15 protein-coding genes and 1 tRNA gene are annotated in these 16,067 nt (G+C 46.1%); 6 read left to right on the forward strand and 10 right to left on the reverse strand.

Features of this window, described 5'->3' with window-relative positions; all coding sequences use genetic code 11:
* Nucleotides 1–648: 648 nt before the first annotated feature.
* Together prmC and CHRO_RS06575 are read right to left on the reverse strand one after the other, a co-directional pair.
* Nucleotides 649–1,542 (reverse strand): peptide chain release factor N(5)-glutamine methyltransferase, encoded by an 894-nt coding sequence (gene prmC, locus CHRO_RS06570; protein ID WP_015153406.1) that lies wholly within the window; start codon nucleotides 1,540–1,542, stop codon nucleotides 649–651.
* Between the two features lie 17 nt (nucleotides 1,543–1,559).
* Nucleotides 1,560–2,342, reverse strand: coding sequence for a Tic22 family protein (locus CHRO_RS06575; RefSeq protein ID WP_015153407.1), 783 nt, complete (start codon nucleotides 2,340–2,342; stop codon nucleotides 1,560–1,562).
* Between the two features lie 229 nt (nucleotides 2,343–2,571).
* Between CHRO_RS06575 and CHRO_RS34235 the strand changes: the two genes are divergently transcribed.
* Complete coding sequence (locus CHRO_RS34235) at nucleotides 2,572–2,706, forward strand: hypothetical protein (RefSeq protein ID WP_256498710.1); 135 nt, start codon at nucleotides 2,572–2,574, stop codon at nucleotides 2,704–2,706.
* Here the strand turns inward: CHRO_RS34235 and CHRO_RS06580 are convergent.
* From CHRO_RS06580 to pdhA, 4 genes are all read right to left on the reverse strand, one after another.
* Nucleotides 2,688–2,761 (reverse strand) — tRNA-Pro (locus tag CHRO_RS06580). The genes CHRO_RS34235 and CHRO_RS06580 overlap by 19 nt on opposite strands.
* A 90-nt stretch (nucleotides 2,762–2,851) precedes the next feature.
* Complete coding sequence (locus CHRO_RS06585) at nucleotides 2,852–3,721, reverse strand: aldose epimerase family protein (protein WP_015153408.1); 870 nt, start codon at nucleotides 3,719–3,721, stop codon at nucleotides 2,852–2,854.
* Entirely contained in the window at nucleotides 3,673–3,897 is a 225-nt protein-coding gene (locus tag CHRO_RS31720; RefSeq protein WP_219336089.1) for a hypothetical protein, read from the reverse strand. Before CHRO_RS31720 ends, CHRO_RS06585 begins: the two co-directional genes overlap by 49 nt.
* A 43-nt stretch (nucleotides 3,898–3,940) precedes the next feature.
* A complete protein-coding gene (pdhA, locus tag CHRO_RS06590; protein ID WP_015153409.1) occupies nucleotides 3,941–4,975 on the reverse strand; it encodes a pyruvate dehydrogenase (acetyl-transferring) E1 component subunit alpha in 1,035 nt (344 codons plus the stop codon).
* Nucleotides 4,976–5,361: 386 nt separating this feature from the next.
* Here pdhA and CHRO_RS06595 point away from each other — a divergent pair, with 386 nt between their 5' ends.
* From CHRO_RS06595 to CHRO_RS06605, 3 genes are all read left to right on the forward strand, one after another.
* Entirely contained in the window at nucleotides 5,362–7,626 is a 2,265-nt protein-coding gene (locus CHRO_RS06595) for an IMS domain-containing protein (protein WP_015153410.1), read from the forward strand.
* A 138-nt stretch (nucleotides 7,627–7,764) separates the two neighbouring features.
* The gene (locus tag CHRO_RS06600; protein ID WP_015153411.1) at nucleotides 7,765–8,739 is read left to right on the forward strand and encodes an AEC family transporter; all 975 of its coding nucleotides are present in this window, start codon (nucleotides 7,765–7,767) and stop codon (nucleotides 8,737–8,739) included.
* Nucleotides 8,740–9,295: 556 nt separating this feature from the next.
* The gene (locus CHRO_RS06605) at nucleotides 9,296–10,534 is read left to right on the forward strand and encodes a DUF4912 domain-containing protein (protein ID WP_015153412.1); all 1,239 of its coding nucleotides are present in this window, start codon (nucleotides 9,296–9,298) and stop codon (nucleotides 10,532–10,534) included.
* Between the two features lie 217 nt (nucleotides 10,535–10,751).
* Here the strand turns inward: CHRO_RS06605 and CHRO_RS06610 are convergent, their stop codons facing one another.
* Together CHRO_RS06610 and CHRO_RS06615 are read right to left on the reverse strand one after the other, a co-directional pair.
* Nucleotides 10,752–11,099 (reverse strand): 4a-hydroxytetrahydrobiopterin dehydratase, encoded by a 348-nt coding sequence (locus tag CHRO_RS06610; RefSeq protein ID WP_015153413.1) that lies wholly within the window; start codon nucleotides 11,097–11,099, stop codon nucleotides 10,752–10,754.
* Between the two features lie 76 nt (nucleotides 11,100–11,175).
* The gene (locus CHRO_RS06615) at nucleotides 11,176–12,624 is read right to left on the reverse strand and encodes an MFS transporter (RefSeq protein WP_015153414.1); all 1,449 of its coding nucleotides are present in this window, start codon (nucleotides 12,622–12,624) and stop codon (nucleotides 11,176–11,178) included.
* A 68-nt stretch (nucleotides 12,625–12,692) separates the two neighbouring features.
* Between CHRO_RS06615 and CHRO_RS06620 the strand changes: the two genes are divergently transcribed.
* Nucleotides 12,693–13,217, forward strand: a complete 525-nt coding sequence (locus CHRO_RS06620; RefSeq protein WP_015153415.1) for a phosphoribosyltransferase — start codon at nucleotides 12,693–12,695, stop codon at nucleotides 13,215–13,217.
* Nucleotides 13,218–13,238: 21 nt separating this feature from the next.
* On the opposite strand, the gene CHRO_RS06625 is transcribed toward CHRO_RS06620, so the two are convergent.
* Nucleotides 13,239–14,639, reverse strand: a complete 1,401-nt coding sequence (locus CHRO_RS06625; protein WP_015153416.1) for an MATE family efflux transporter — start codon at nucleotides 14,637–14,639, stop codon at nucleotides 13,239–13,241.
* 105 nt (nucleotides 14,640–14,744) lie between these two features.
* On the reverse strand, nucleotides 14,745–15,017 hold the full coding sequence (locus tag CHRO_RS06630) for a hypothetical protein (RefSeq protein WP_015153417.1): 273 nt from the start codon (nucleotides 15,015–15,017) through the stop codon (nucleotides 14,745–14,747).
* A 167-nt stretch (nucleotides 15,018–15,184) separates the two neighbouring features.
* Here CHRO_RS06630 and CHRO_RS06635 point away from each other — a divergent pair, with 167 nt between their 5' ends.
* The gene (locus CHRO_RS06635) at nucleotides 15,185–16,060 is read left to right on the forward strand and encodes a helix-turn-helix domain-containing protein (RefSeq protein ID WP_015153418.1); all 876 of its coding nucleotides are present in this window, start codon (nucleotides 15,185–15,187) and stop codon (nucleotides 16,058–16,060) included.
* Nucleotides 16,061–16,067 lie beyond the last annotated feature (7 nt).

Genomic DNA, 16,067 nt, shown 5'->3' on the forward strand with positions numbered 1-16,067 from the left:
ATTTACTGATTTATTTAGTAGGTAATTTCTCAGAGTAGCTTGCAGCTATAGACTTGGAAGAACATAAAGCATAAAATCAACCAAAATTCAAGCTATTCAAGTAAAAAACATCAATAAAATACTTGTATTAGCTCGCCTAAAAAAATCGCAGTCATGCTTGAAAGCCGATAGAGCAGAGGGTTTCATTCAGCGTGATACTTATCCAATACATCGCAGGTTTTGATTCGATCCCCCCTGGTTCCCCCCTTTTTAAGGGGGGAATCATAGCCCCCTTAAAAAGGGGGTTGGGGGGATCTTCAAGGACTATGCGCTCTAACCAAGAAGTATTGTGATACTTATCGAGTCGCGATCGCAAACTTACTAATAGTAAAATTACGGTACTTTTGGCAAATGATTATATTTTTTGACTAAAACATGTATATCTAATTATTTAGCTAAATCTATTGCTATAGCAGTTCTAAATGATTTGTAAAGCAGGCTAGAAGCCTGCTTCGTTCATGAATCAAATAGGATTGCTATAGTTGAATCAAAATTTATTCTATTATAAAATTAGGTAATTGCACTGACCGCTCCGTACACCTAGCCTTCGGTAAAGCTTTGCACCCAACGCTTTGCGCCTTTGCGCCTTTGCGCGACCCACAAAATCCATCACCGCCTATAAGCCAGAGCAAAACGCTCAATCCCAGCCAAATCTGCAAAAATCTGAATATTCATATAACTCCCCTGCTGCTGTAACAACTCGCTTACAGTTTCAGCCTGTCCCCCCATCATTTCAATTAACCAAAGCCCACCCGATCGCAAAAAATTTGGTGCAGTTGCAATCAAATGACGAATGCAATCTAAACCATCTGCACCACCATCCAAAGCTGAATGCGGTTCGTGATTGGCGACTTCTGGTTGTAGTTGAGGAACCAAATTGCTAGGAATATAAGGCGGATTTGACACCATCCCGCAAACCTGACCTTGGAGAAATTCTAACGGCTCCCACCAATTCCCTAAATAAAACTTTAGCCGATCGCCGTACCCTAAATTTTGAGCGTTACTTTGGGCAATTACCAAAGCCGAAGAACTGCGATCGACAGCATGAACTTCAGCCGCCGGAAAAACAGCAGCCAAGCCAATCGCGATCGCACCGCTACCCGTACCCAAATCGACCCAATGTCCCCGTTCTAATCCAGTCACGAAACTTTTGTTAACCGCTGCAACTGCCAAATCGATTAAAATTTCCGTTTCCGGTCGCGGAATTAAAACAGCGGGAGAAACGGCTAACTTAAAATCCCGCCAGGGCGTAATCCGGGCAATGTATTGTACTGGTAAGCGTTCTTGCAACCGCCTTTGCCACAATCGATCCAACTCAGCTAAAGGTAACTTCAACTGAATTTGCGGTTGGTGCTTATATAACTCCAATCGTAGGGAAAGAGTATCTAACCCTGCGACTTCTTGCAGCAACCAGTCTAGTTCTGTAGGCGAGACATCAGCCGCGATCGCATCTATTGCAGCTTGCTGTCGCCATCGCCACAGTTCTAGACCAGATGTATTCATTTCAGCTTGTTCGGTAATTAAGGCTTTTTAGCTGGTTGGTTGGGTGCTGCTGGTTGAAGCGATCGCACGAAGTCAATTGATTCTTTGGGAGGAACCAAAACAATTTGACTTAAACCCTGGTCGTTGCGAGTTTGCATTGCTTGCAATACTCCCTCCAAATTGACAACTTGAATTTCAATTGTCGAAGCGAGATCGGGTTTCTGTTTCTTAAAGCGTTCCAGCATTGCCTGCAATTCAGTCTTATTAAAAAAGAAAGGAATGACTTGCTGATCTGCTTGTTTAATTGTGAGGTAGCCTTTTTCCTTGCCAGCTTTAGCGACAAATAATGGCGTTCCTTTAAATTGCTCCGGCTTTTGACCGCTTTGCTGTAGTAATGTTTTTGCAGCGTCAACTTGCTGCTGTCCTGGGACAAAGGCAAAGTTGGGAGAATTCGGCTTTTTCTTATTTGTTTGCTCTAGCTTGTAAACTTCTGCTAGAGAGACAGGCACAACTCTGACATTTTTCGCTAACTCTGGATTTTTCTGCTTCAGGCGATCGATAAAAGCCTGTGCGTCTTGGCGATTGATAAAGACTCCAGCTACTCCCGATTTATCTTTTTGATCTGGTACGGAAGCTACCAGTGGTGCGCCCTTATTATCCGTGATTGTAAACATTGGCACGGGTCCAAGCTTTTGCAAGATTTGTTGTTCTGGCAAAGCCAAGACTTCTAGAGCGCCCATTGTCGTCGTACCAATAATGGTACTTCCCACCACTCCTAACGTTGCACTCCAGCGAATCATCGATTTTATAACTGATTTCATGAGTATTCCTGACATCAATGACCAGATTGTGTTTCTTCCAGCGGTGGTAAATATACCCACCCAACTAGTTGTAGTTATAGTAGCAGTGTCTTGGCAAGAGGGTTGACTCAACCAATGCGATCGCCACTGACTATTGCTGACGGCACATTATCGCTGGTTGTTCGCATTCTTGGAATATTTTAAGAATTAAATAGATTTGTAAATAGAAGGGAGCAGTTATCAGTGACCAGTGACCAGTGACCAGCAGCGATCTCTTCTCACGCACCACGCACCACTCTCTTACCAACCACCAATGACCAATGACAACCTTGCGAAAGATCTCATCGCCTCAACCGTAAATCTAAATCGGGATGACAGGATTTGAACCTGCGACATCCTGCTCCCAAAGCAGGCGCGCTACCAAGCTGCGCTACATCCCGTAGCTGACACTCTTTCTAGATTAACACAAGTACCCCACAAATTAACTCAGAAGTTTAGATAAGATATTGAAAACTATGCATGGGTCTAGCTTAAGTAGAAGTGATATCCAGATTGATCCAAGTTTGAACTTCACCAGCAGGTTCGATATAAATCAGATCGGTTCCCGTATTTAAAGCATTGCGTGGAGCTGTCCAAGGCTCCAAACAATAGTAGTCCTTGCCTTTAATTGTCCAGAAAACTAGCGTCCCGTAATAATTACTGCTCCATGTCAGTTGTAAACGCTGAGAATTGTCGCTGACAGTCGCTTTTTGGTTTGAGATTGGTCGGAAGGCTAAATCGAGTTCTTCTTGCTCGAAATCAAAATTTCCGCTGAAGGCGTGCATTTCCTTCGTAATTTGATTTTGAAATTGAGTCGCTGGGATCTCAAATTTCAAAGCCGTTTTGTCAGAGACTTGGAAATAAGGGTGTAACCCTGTCGAAAATGGCATGGGAGCGGATGAGTGATTGACAAATCGCTGCCAGATTCCCAGCCAGTTACCTTTAAACTCATAGGTAAACTCTACTTGGAAGTCGAACGGGTAAACCGTGCGAGTTTGCTCGTTACTGTTGAGAACGAGCGTGAGACTAGCACTGTCGTCCTCAGCTTCAGATTTTGTTACTTCCCAAGGTAAATCGCGGGCAAAACCATGTTGCTTCAGCGTATATTGCTGTCCTTGATACGTATAGGTGTTATCCGGTAAGTTACCGCAGATCGGAAACAAAATGGGAATTCCGCCTCGTATGCTCATTTCAGGACGAGCAAACCGTTCTGCGTCCAAGTAGAGAATTTCTCGTCCCTGGACGCGCCAGCGGGTAATAATTCCACCTCGTTCTGGTACGACTTCCAACCGCGAATCAGTGGATGAATCTGTTAGAACGTAGGTTTGGTATTGTTGTTTTTGCTGTGCAATGGTAAACACGAGTTAAGTTGGTAGTTGGTAGTTGGTAGTTGGTAGTTGGTAGTTGGTAGTTGGTCGTTGGTGGTTGTAGTTATCCTCCTTGTCACCCTTGTCCCCCTTGTCCCCCTTGTCCCCCTTGTCCCCCTTGTCCCCCTTGTCCCCCTTGTCACCCTTGTCACCCTTGTCCCCCTTGTCACCCTTGTCCTCCTGCTCCCTCAGCTCTCTTCGCCGACTCCCGTTTTACTCGTCCTCCGCAAAAATAAAGCGATATAGTTCGCTGGGATCGGGTTCGGGACTGCTTTCGGCAAATTGTACGGCTTCATCAATGGTCTGCTGAATTTTGCGATCGATCGCTTTGAGTTCTTCCTGCTGGGCGAGGTTTTGCTCGACTAAATAAGCTGCTAATCTCGTAATTGGATCGCGAGCAAACCAAAACTCTTTTTCTGTCTTGGTACGCAGCTCGTCAGGATCGGCGAGAGAGTGACCTCGAAAACGGTAGGTAAGGGCTTCAATCAGAGTTGGTCCTTCTCCGGCACGGGCGCGGGCTACAGCTTCTCTAGCTACGGCGTGGACTGCTAGCACGTCCATTCCGTCTACTTCTACTCCCTCCATGCCAAACACGCTGGCTTTTTTATAAATTTCTGGCTGGGAAGTTGCCCGTTCGTGCGCCATCCCGATCGCCCACTTATTATTTTCAACGACAAATAAAATCGGTAATTTCCACAAAGCCGCCATATTTAGCGTTTCGTAGAACTGACCGTTGTTGCAGGCTCCATCGCCAAAAAAGCAAGCCGTCACCTGGTCGGCGGTTGCATCTCCTAGCGCTTCGCGACGATATTTAGACTGAAATGCTGCACCAGCGGCGACGGGAATACCTTCAGCGACAAAAGCATAGCCACCAAGTAAGCGATGCTCGGCAGAAAACATATGCATCGAACCGCCACGCCCTTTACTACAGCCTGTAGCTTTACCGAATAACTCTGCTAACACTTCTTTAGCAGGGACTCCCGCACTTAGAGCATGGACGTGATCGCGGTAAGTACTGCAAACATAATCTTCTCCTGGTCGCATTGCTTGGATTACGCCAGAAGAGACGGCTTCTTGACCGTTATATAGGTGAACGAAGCCAAACATCTTACCGCGATAATACATTTCGGCGCATTTATCTTCAAACATGCGCCCCAAAACCATATCCTCGTAAAGCACTAGCCCTTGTTCTCTGGTGATTTGGGCTGTAGCAGCGTGAAAAACGGGTAAAGTCCGCTCCTGAACCATTACTATGTAATACCTTTGCGATCGCTAATATGAAATTATTTTTTAAGATAACCTGTTATCAGTTATCAGTTATCAGTTATCAGTGAATAGTGACTGGTGGCTGGTGACTAGACAGAAGAATTTAGCACTAGCCACTAGCCACTAGCCACTAGCCACTAGCCACTAGCCATTAGCCACTAGCCACTAGCCACTCCTCTATTAAGTAAAATTTCAGTTCGCAACGACTCAACGATCCATGCTTCAAGCTGGTAGATAAAATAACTTTGAGGTTAAAATCCACAAGTTATCATATAGGCACGTTTTGCCAAGCTATGGAAAAACGCTGTCGCTTGACATCTCGATATAAATAAACTATTTATTTTCTCACGGTGCAGGGGAGCTTAACTGTGCGCGTTCCATTAGATTACTATCGCATTTTGGGACTACCACCCAATTTTTTTCAGCCGATGAGTGCGGAACAGTTGCAACAAGCTTACCGCGATCGCACCGCGCAACTGCCGCAACGCGAGTATTCTTTGACAGCGATCGAGATTCGCAATCAACTCATCTCTCTTGCCTATCGAGTCCTGTCCGATCCCCAACAGCGACAGCGCTATGATGCTGAATATCGTGCCTCTGCCGATGAATTAGCAAACAGTGGGGTGATGAATGGTGCTGCGGATGCCGTTGATGAAGAGGCGAACGCGCCATCTCAGAGTTTCGAGCGTAATTTTGAACTTGAACCTGAAACCGATCGCCTCAGTATTGAAATTGCCGACGAGCTGCTGATTGGAGCGCTGATAATTCTGCAAGATGCGGGAGAATGCGAACTAGTATTGAACTTAGGTCAGTCTTTCCTCAGCAATAGCGATCTCGAAGCAGATAGCGACGCTCAAAGCGATCGCCCTGATATTGTTCTAGCTGTGGCTCTTGCCTATCTACAACAAGGACGAGAGCAATGGCAGAACGACCGGTATGAAAATGCAGCTGTTTCTCTCCAAGCAGGGTATAGCTTGTTAGAACGAGAAGGACTATTTCCCAATACTGCGGCAGAAATTGCTGCCGACCTAGAGAAACTGCGCCCCTATCGCATTCTAGAATTGGTATCGCAACCCGAATCTCACATTGCCGAAAGGCAGCGAGGGTTGCATCTGTTACAGGACATTTTGCGCGATCGTCAAGGGATTGAAGGTACTGGCAATGATGGTTCGGGTCTGAGTATTGAGGATTTTCTCGGCTTTATTCAACAACTACGAGACTACCTCACAGCCGCAGAACAGCAAAGCCTATTTGAGGCAGAAAGCCAGCGTCCTTCAGCAGTAGCAACGTATTTAGCTGTCTACGCCTCCATTGCCAGGGGGTTTGCGGCACGAATGCCCGCATTGATTCACCAAGCCAAGATCCTGTTGCTGCGGTTGGGAAAACGCCAAGATTTATATCTAGAACAAGCAATCTGCTCTCTGCTGCTGGGTCAAACAGTCGAAGCAACTGAAGCCCTTCAACACAGTCAAGAAGAAGAACCTCTAGCCGTTATCCGCAAAAATTCTCAAGGTGCGCCCGATCTTCTGCCTGGATTGTGTCTGTATAGCGAAACGTGGTTACAAACAGAAGTCTTTCCTCACTTTCGCGATTTGGCGACTCGAACCGCTTCGCTCAAAGACTATTTTGCCGATCCTGGCGTGCAGGAATACTTAGAAGCTTTACCTAGCCAACCAGACTATGCGATCGCAGAATACCAGTTTGTCGCTCCAGCAGACCGCGCTACGGACGGAAACGGGCGGGAGACAGCCAGAAATGGTCAACGACAGGCGATCGCAGCTAGTGCCGCAACTAGCAGGGGAGCAGGGGAGCTAGAGGTCAGAGGAGATGACAACTCCTCTCAAGGAACTGTGGCTGTGTTGTCCAATCCAGAGCCAGTGACGGCAAGCTCAAGTGCTACGAAGACAACTTCTGGGGTGGAAAAAGCTACACCACCTCGCCAGCGCCGCAATTCAAAAAATCGTCCGCCACGGCGAGGAAGCTATGATAATGGCAAGGAGCGCACCACTGGTGCGCTCGGCTTTGGTTCTCTCAAGATTGGTCGTTTGGCAATACTGTTAGGTGGCGGGGCTCTCGGTTTAGCTGTCTTGTGGTTTCTCGCCAGTCAAATCTTCGCCTTATTCCACAGAACCGCAACTCCACCCATAGCCCAACAGCCACCTGTCATCTCAGAACAACTAGTCGTAGAGTTGAACCAACCGCCTGTAGCAATTCCTCGACCGCAGCCAAAGCCAGCAGTACCAAAACCCTTAAATCGGGATACAGCAGCTCCAGTGATTCAAGCTTGGCTAGCGGCAAAAGCCGCCGCTTTTGGCTCGGAACACACAACAGATAAATTAAAGCAAATTCTGGTCGAGCCAGCTTTATCTCAGTGGCAAAAGCGCGTTCAAGACGATTTGCTCAATCGCCGCGTCCGGCGCTACAAGCACAGCCTTCAGGTCAATGGCGTGAAAAATGACCCAAAAAACAGCGATCGCGCCCAGGTAGATGCGACAGTTGTAGAAGTAGCCCAAGTTTACGAAAGAAACCGCCTGAACCGAGCTGCTTCTTATAATGAAAAGCTGCGCGTGCAGTACAACTTAGTGCGCCAAAATGGTAATTGGCGAATTCAGACTATGAAGGTGCTGAAATAGCAGTTTTAGCGATTAGCAATTGGCAATTAGCGATTAGGATTGTAACTTGTGGGGTTAGGGTTTAGCTTCACTCCTGTGTTTACACTCGCACGTCGCTCAAACAGCTAACGGCTCACAGCTAATAGCTAATAGCTCAATATGACAGAAACTTTATTTCATGCTTACCTGCCCCTGATTGCGTGGACTAGTTTGGGGCTAATAATGCTTCGCCTAGTACCGGAGACTTTACCCCATTGGTTGGGGCGCGGTCTCTACTGGGTGGGAATTCCTTTGGAAATTCTGGCTTTGGCGCGTCAAACCAATTTTTCAGAGCCAGCGGGATTGGCTCCAGGGATTACTTTAGCAGCGATTGGCACTGGGGTGGCGATCGCTTATTTATGTTTAGTGGGCTTGCAGCAGTTTGCCGCGCGATCGACCAATGCCAATATCTCAGGCTTTTTAGCTCAGCCGTGGGACAAGCCATCTTACCAAGGCAGTTTTATCCTAGCTGCGGCGCTAGGAAATACGGGTTTTGTAGGATTGAGTATCGTCCCTACCTTTATCGATCCAGAGTACTTGAGCTGGATCGTATTTTTCAGCATCACTCATAACATAGTTGGTGCTTACGGGTTTGGAGTACTCATTGCTAGTTATTTCGGTCGTTCCGAACAATCCCATCACTGGTGGATTCATCTTCGAGATGTTTTAACCGTACCGATTCTTTGGGCTTTTGCGATCGGTTATTTTACTCAAGATGTGGCACTCCCACCTGTAATTGAGTCAGGCTTGCAGGGATCGATTGATGTTGTTATCGCCTGCGCTTTTCTACTAATTGGGATGCGGTTGTCTCAACTACCTGGATGGAAAAGCTTTCAACAAGGGATAATTCCGGCTGTATTGCGAGTCATCGTTATCCCCGGATTGGTGGGTGTAGCAACTACTTTTGTATTGGGGTTATCGGGCGATCGCCGTTTGGCAATGGTGTTGATGTCTGGCGTTCCAACTGCTTTTGCCGGACTGATTTTTGCTGAAGAGTACGAACTCGACCGGACGACGATCGCCAGCAGTATTATTCTTTCTACTATTCTCTATCTTCTCGTCCTGCCTTTGTGGTTGTACGTCTTTGGGAATTAGGGATTCGATCCAATACTTCTCGGTTAGCACTGCAAAGATCTTGAAGATCCCCCAACCCCCTTAAAAAGGGGGCAAAAATCCCCCCCTTAAAAAGGGGGGTTAGGGGGGATCTTGTCTTAACCAGGAAGTATTGGGACTCGATCGCGTATGTGACGTTTGTAGGGGCGCACGGCTGTGCGCCCCTACTCATAAAAATCTTTATGGCTGTCTGCCCGATTACATGAAAGCGATCGCCATGTAATGTCATTAAAATTTGACATAACTGAAGGAGTACGCGATCGCTTTCAATATTATGTCATGAATTCATGACATAACGATCCCCAAAAACCGATACCTGCGTGGGATCGATGGAAATCGGTCTTTTAACAACGATCTTGCTAAGAGTTTTTTTGCTACAAATAGTAAACAAAGCGATCCCCGCGATCCCAAAAAAATACTGTCTGCCGCAAGGCAAAGATGGCGATCGGGGAAAAGGGAGAAGAGAGCTTCTCTTTCACTAATTCTGAATTCCGAATTCCGAATTCCGAATTCGTACTTCATATCGGAGGTCAAATCTATGGCGAAAGAACGCCCACCTCTAGACGACATGACACTGCGGCAGTTGCGTCGGGTTGCTAGTGAATATAGCATCTCCCGCTACAGTCGAATGCGTAAGTCGCAACTATTGGCAGCAATACAACAAGCCGAGCGTACTAAACTCTCTAGCACTCAACCGCGTAATCTGGAGGCACAAGAAACAGTGGAAGCAGCTAAATTTGAACTGGGACAAGAAGACCGGACTGGTGGTTCCTTAGCTGACGTGGATGAGGGTTTGGCGGATTTACCTGGAGGCTACGGCGAAAGCCGAATTGTGCTGATGCCCCGCGATCCGCAATGGTCGTATACGTACTGGGATATTCCCAACGACCACAAAGAAGAACTGCGTCGCCAAGGCGGACAACAGTTGGCGTTGCGCCTCTACGACGTGACAGATATTAATATCGAATTTCAAAGCCCCCACAGCATTCAAGAATACCCTTGCGACGAACTAGCGCGGGAATGGTATTTACCGATCCCAGTAAGCGATCGCGATTACGCAGTAGATATCGGTTATCGTTGCGTTGACGGTCGTTTTCTAGTTCTAGCTCGTTCTGCTACCGTCCACGTTCCCCCCGTCTATCCTAGCGACTGGATTGAAGACCACTTCGTTACCGTCAGCATGGAAGAAGATCTGCGCGGTAAGACTGTATTTGAACTGGTTCCCCCTGCTAAGCGTATGTCAATGGCAGCTGGTGGTGCAGCCGCTACTGGCAATCCAATCTACGATGAAATTTTCGGCATGGCTCAAGGTGCAGAAGCGCAGCGAGTTGCGGGTTCTCTGTTCGGTTCCATGCAGCAAGTTCCAGAACAAGCGATCAGTTCTTATGTCTTCCCCTCTGGCGTAGGAATGTGGGCAGTACCTACCGTATCTGGTTTAACCATGTCTGGCGTAGGTATGTCCGGCGTAGGCTTCTCCGCTTCTGCCGTTCCCATGCGTCCGCGTCAGTTTTGGTTAGTTGCCGATGCTGAGTTAATTGTCTACGGGGCAACCGAACCAGATGCAACAGTAACTATCGGTGGTCGTCCGATTAAACTCAATCCAGATGGGACATTCCGCTTCCAGATGTCATTCCAAGATGGGTTAATTGACTACCCAATTATGGCTGTTGCAGCTGATGGCGAACAAACTCGTTCGATTCACATGAAGTTCAACCGCGAAACCCCTTCGCGCAATACCAATACTAAGGAAGAAGCCGTCCTCGAATGGTTGCCCTAGTTTAGATCCCCCCAACCCCCCTTAAAAAGGGGGGCAACAAGATCCGCAAAATTAATAATCAACCCGTTTGCAAAAACCCCGATCGCGATCGGGGTTTTTGTATGTCAGAATCATGCGTAAATGTAGGGGCGGGTTCACCAAACATCTCTACTTGTCCATTACAATCTCAATAAACCCGCCCTCTTCTATGCGCGATCGCAATTAAATTTTATCGGCATCAGGTAAATTGAGCCGCAATCTCGTCAGTTTTAGCTGCCATAATAAAGTCGTTTTTGTGCAACCCAGAAATGGCATGGGTCCACCAACTGACTTTGACTTTACCCCATTCGGTTAGCAATGCGGGGTGATGTCCTTCCGCTTCAGCAATTTCACCCACGCGATTCGTAAAATTCAAAGCAGTTTGAAAATCAGGAAATTTATAAGTCCGGGTTAAATGTGGTATCCCTTCTACTTCCACAATCTGCCAATCGGGAATTTGCGGTTTGAGTTGTGCCTCTTCCTCTGGAGTGACTCGTGGTGCATCCTTGTTGCAAGCAGTACATTTTTGTTTCGTGAGAGTTTCCATAGCACTATCTACGTTGGTATCTCTAGTTTAATTTTATCGAGTGGGAGTACATATGTAGACTGAAACCCATTACCCATTACCCATTACCCTGCTTCCGCTCTTTCAATTTCAACAAAATCTCAGCATGAATCTCGCGGGTGATGGGATAGAAATATGCCAAAACTAAACCACCAATCAGAAAAATTACAGGTAAAACGCTAGCAGCAAGGCGAATGGCGAATAATGCCGATTCTGGTTGTGTTGGTAATTCTTGTCCCGCCGCTGCTTCTCTAAACCCAGATGCTTGCAAGGCATTTCCAACTAAAAACAAACCAAAAGCTAAACCGAATTTTTGCAACAACACCATAAAACCGTAAAAAATTCCTTCGCGGCGCTGTCCGGTATTCAACTCATCTAATTCAATTACATCCGGCATCATCGACCAGGGAATTAGATAAGCTGTAGACACTCCCATGCCTGTTATGACTGCTAAAGCAAACATTAAACCCAATTGTCCAGGTTGTAAGAAATATAGTCCGATCGCAGCTAAAATCCATAAAATTATTCCCATAAAATAAACAGTTTTTTTGCCAATTCTTTTACTTAAATTGCTCCAAACTAAAAGCATTAAAATCGCAGTTCCTTGTACGGCAATGAGAACTGTAGGAACTTGCGCTTCTCTTAGTTGCAAGCAGTTGACAACAAAGTAAGGAATAATACTAGCTGTAACTTGTACTGCTAGCCAAGAAAAAAGGTAAATTCCAATAACGTATAAGAACGGTTTGTTGGTAAAAACAATTTTGAATTGTTCTTTAATTGGTAGAGCTGGGGGTTCCTCCACAGATGTGCGTTTGGCTTCAAATGCCAAAATGCGATCGCGCGTGCCGTAAACGCACCAGTAGAGTGATAAAGTGGCAATTACCGCGCAAATAGCTGCTAAAATGAAGAATTGTTGCTGGCGATCGCTAATTGTCGAAAAGACAATTTGTGCCAAAATTAGCGAGAAAATACTGCCACCAATCGAAAAAAGAAAGCGAAAACTATTCAGGCTCGTCCGCTCGTCGTAATCTTGAGTTAGTTCTGGAGTCATTGCCGTATATGGCAAATTGACCACAGTATAAAAAACTTGAGACACTACCCCAATGACGACGTAATACCAAAACAAGCTCCACATTTGGCTGGTAGGCTCGGTACTAAAGCGCGGTACAATCCACTGTAAAAAGAAGAAAATCCCAAAGGGAATGGCTCCATAAAATAACCAAGGTAAACGCCGACCCCAACGGCGAGATTTAGTTTTATCGGTCAGCACTCCTACAATTGGGTCATTAACTGCATCCCAGATTTTGCCAATCAGCAAAATGCTGCCTGCTAACCCGGCGGGAATACCAGCCACATTTGTAAAAAAAACCAGTAGAAAAAATCCGCCAATCCCAGCAGCAATTGCTGGTCCCAGATCCCCTGCACCATAGGCAAGTTTGGTTTTTAAGTCTAACTTGTCACTAAAAGATGTTGCTTCAGAATCACCATTAGGGGAGGAATTATGCATAAACAAGATGGTAAAAGTTTAGAATAAATGACTCTGCCATCTAGTATTAGCGCTAAATTGTACCCCTTATGTCAGATCTTTATGTTTCTTGGTCGGACTACCACCGCACAATTGAGAAGTTGGCAGTCCAGGTTTATCAGTCGCAGTGGCAATTCAATCAAATCGTCTGTCTCGCGCGGGGAGGCTTGCGGGTAGGCGACATTCTTTCCCGCATTTACGAACAGCCGCTAGCAATTTTAGCGACTTCATCTTATGTGGGTGCAGGTAAGCAAGAAAGAGGTAGTCTAGTTGTCTCCCGTTACTTAACCATGACAACAGATAAATTAGGTTCTCGCATCCTCTTGGTTGACGATTTGGTAGACTCTGGCGTGACGCTACAGCAGACTGTTCCCTGGTTGCAAGAGCAATTTGGTACGGAAGTTGAAGAAATTCGCACCGCTGTTCTGTGGTACAAAGGCTGTTCTGCGTTTGTCCCAGATTATTATGTCGATTACTTACCCGATAGTCCTTGGATTCACCAACCGTTTGAGCCTTATGAAAAGATGAATATTGCAGAATTAGCTGCATTGCATCAGGAAGCGGGAGTCTCGTAGGGACGGATGTTGTCCACAAGTTTAAGAATTTGGGGGACAGGAATAAAGAGAATATTGTAATTGCTTGCGGGAGGATAATTTGCGAAACCGCCAGATAAATGCAATAGATGCGATCGCTAGTCCAATTGACTGTCCGATCCACAACCCTACACCACCCAAACCAAATGGGAAACCTAGTAGATAACCACTGGTCAAACCAGCTCCCCAATAAGCTAAAAAGCCTAGTAACATGGGGACGCGAGTATCTTGCAGTCCTTGCAGTACGCCATTGGCAGTTCTTTGCACTCCATCGACAATTTCTCCTAAAGCTGCGACAAATAGCATAGGGGCAGCAATTGATAAAACGTTTGCATTTGCTGGGTCGCGCAGATCGATAAATAATCCTATTATTTGTTGAGGAAAAATTAACACCGCGATCGCCATGAGTGTCATCGAGCTAGCACCTAAAACCATACTGACGTATCCAGCTCGTTTAGCTGCTTTTAAGTTTTGCTGTCCCAGCCATTGACCGACTCGCACCGTTGTCGCGTATGACATTCCCAAGGGAATCATATAAAAAACAACCGTAGTTTGTAAAACGATTTGGTGTGCTGCCAAAATCTCAGTTCCTAACATCCCCATCAGGAACGTGACAATATTAAACAGCCCATATTCTATAGCTGTCGCTATCCCAATCGGCGCACCCAGCCACAGCAGTTCCCAAATAATGCGCGGTTTAATTTGATGTAATGCCTGAAAAATACCGTATGTTCTTAGTTGTTTGTGCCAGAGTATGTAGACGGCTAAAGACAAAAATCTACCCCAAAAACTAAGAGCGCTTGTCAATGCCAAACCCACCAGTCCCAGGCGCGGAAAACCGAACATACCCAGACCTAAGAGATAATTACCTGCGATATCAAACAGCGTCCAAATAATTGCAATAACCATAACCGGACGTGCTTGCGATACGCCAGCTACTAAACTTCTGAGTACGGTAAACCCCAAAGCTGGAAATATTCCCCACAGTGCAACATCCAGATATTCATTTGCAAGAGAAGCCGTTCTGGAGGTTTGTCCAAGCTGAAGCATCAGTGCGTCCAAATGTTCGACAATTGGCATCAGAGCAATTGCCAGAACCACCGATATCCATAACCCCTGGCGCGTGACTTGCATGACTCGTGATTTATTTTTTGCACCATGCGCTGCTGCTATCAGGGGGCTGACTCCCACCACTATGCTCGTTGCGGTATTTAACAGCGTCATAAATGTGATGGAGGCTAATCCGCCTGCGGCTAGAGTTTCTTGTCCTAACCTACCCATGACTACCGTATCGGCAAAACCCGTGACAGATTGGGCAAGTTGAGCGCTGACTAAAGGAATGGCAAGTTTGAGAAATTCCTGAATTTCAGCCCAAATGTTGGAGCGAACGCTGTGAGAAGTCATGACAAAATATCTGGAACTGTAGAGCAGGGAGTCGGTAGGGGTGCACGGCTGTGCGCTCGTACAAGGGAGCCGATGAATGAGGTTGTACAGGAGAAACTTGTCGAATTAATTTTGGCTAGGATCGGGCATAAAAAGAATAGAGCCGATTGTGAATATAATGCTAGCTGAAAAATGTAAAATGGCAGACAAAGTAATACCTTTAAAAATTTCTAATATGGCATCAAATACAAACATTAACGAGCCAATCAGAAATAACCAACTAGCAAATGAGGCGCGATCGCGCCGACCGAGAATCTTGGCGATCGCAATACTTTTGATCGACTTTACTAAATCGATTGCTTGACAATTATCCCCGTTTGCATACTTTTTTAGCAGCATCTCAATCTCCTATCATTTAAATAAAATTCGGTTAGTTAATTTTGGCGTTACATACTGTAACTTTGCCGTTACAATTACAGAATAGAGAAACTCAAAGCTTCGATCTATTTGAATCTTGCGCGACTGTCAAAATCTTGCAGTAAGTTTTGCAGGGAGTTAAAGAACAGATGGCGAAAGCATCACACGCTCCAACACGCGATCCCAAATTACCGATCGCATCGAGTCAAAATTTAGGTTGGGAATCAATTATTGTTGAAGAATTTCAGCAACCCCCTGGAGGAATAGAGCATTTCGCCTTGCCAGAACACGCGATCGCCGTATGTCTGGCGACGAAACCCAATCGCCTGCATCAAATTATGGGCGATCGCCGTTACGTAGGACTCTATACTAAAGGCGATATTTCCATCACCCCCGCTCATCTCCCTTCTTCATATCAATCGGAAGGCGAAGATCGTTACTTGCACATCCAAATTCCGCCCCAATTCTTGCAACAAGTAGCAAAAGAAGCGATCGAAATCGATCCCACTGGCATTGAGATCGTACCGGAATTTCGGGTACGCAACCCCCAAATCGAGCAGATAGCCATGATGTTGCGCTCGGCACTGCATCAAAACGATGCTTGGGTGAATCGCCTCTATATCGAATCTTTGGCAAACCTGCTAACAGTACATTTACTCCGCGACTATGCCACAACTCAACCACGTGTAGCACTTTATGAGGGAGGATTAGGCGATCGTAGGATATTACAAGTTTCAGAATATATCAACGCTCATCTAGATCGAGAGATTAAACTGGCAGATCTCGCTCAACTTCTAGGAATGAGTCAGTTTCACTTTAGCCGCCTGTTCAAGCAATCCCTTGGCGTTTCGCCGCACCAGTACTTACTCCAGCAAAGAGTAGAACGAGCAAAACAGTTATTAAAACAAACAAACCTATCGGTAGTCGAAATCGCTTTACGATCCGGCTTCAACAGCCACAGCCATTTAAGCAAACAATTTCGTCAACTCACTGGCATGACACCCAAAGCCTACCGAGCCGGATGAACAAAGT

It is taken from the genome of Chroococcidiopsis thermalis PCC 7203, from assembly GCF_000317125.1.
Lineage (GTDB): Bacteria > Cyanobacteriota > Cyanobacteriia > Cyanobacteriales > Chroococcidiopsidaceae > Chroococcidiopsis > Chroococcidiopsis thermalis.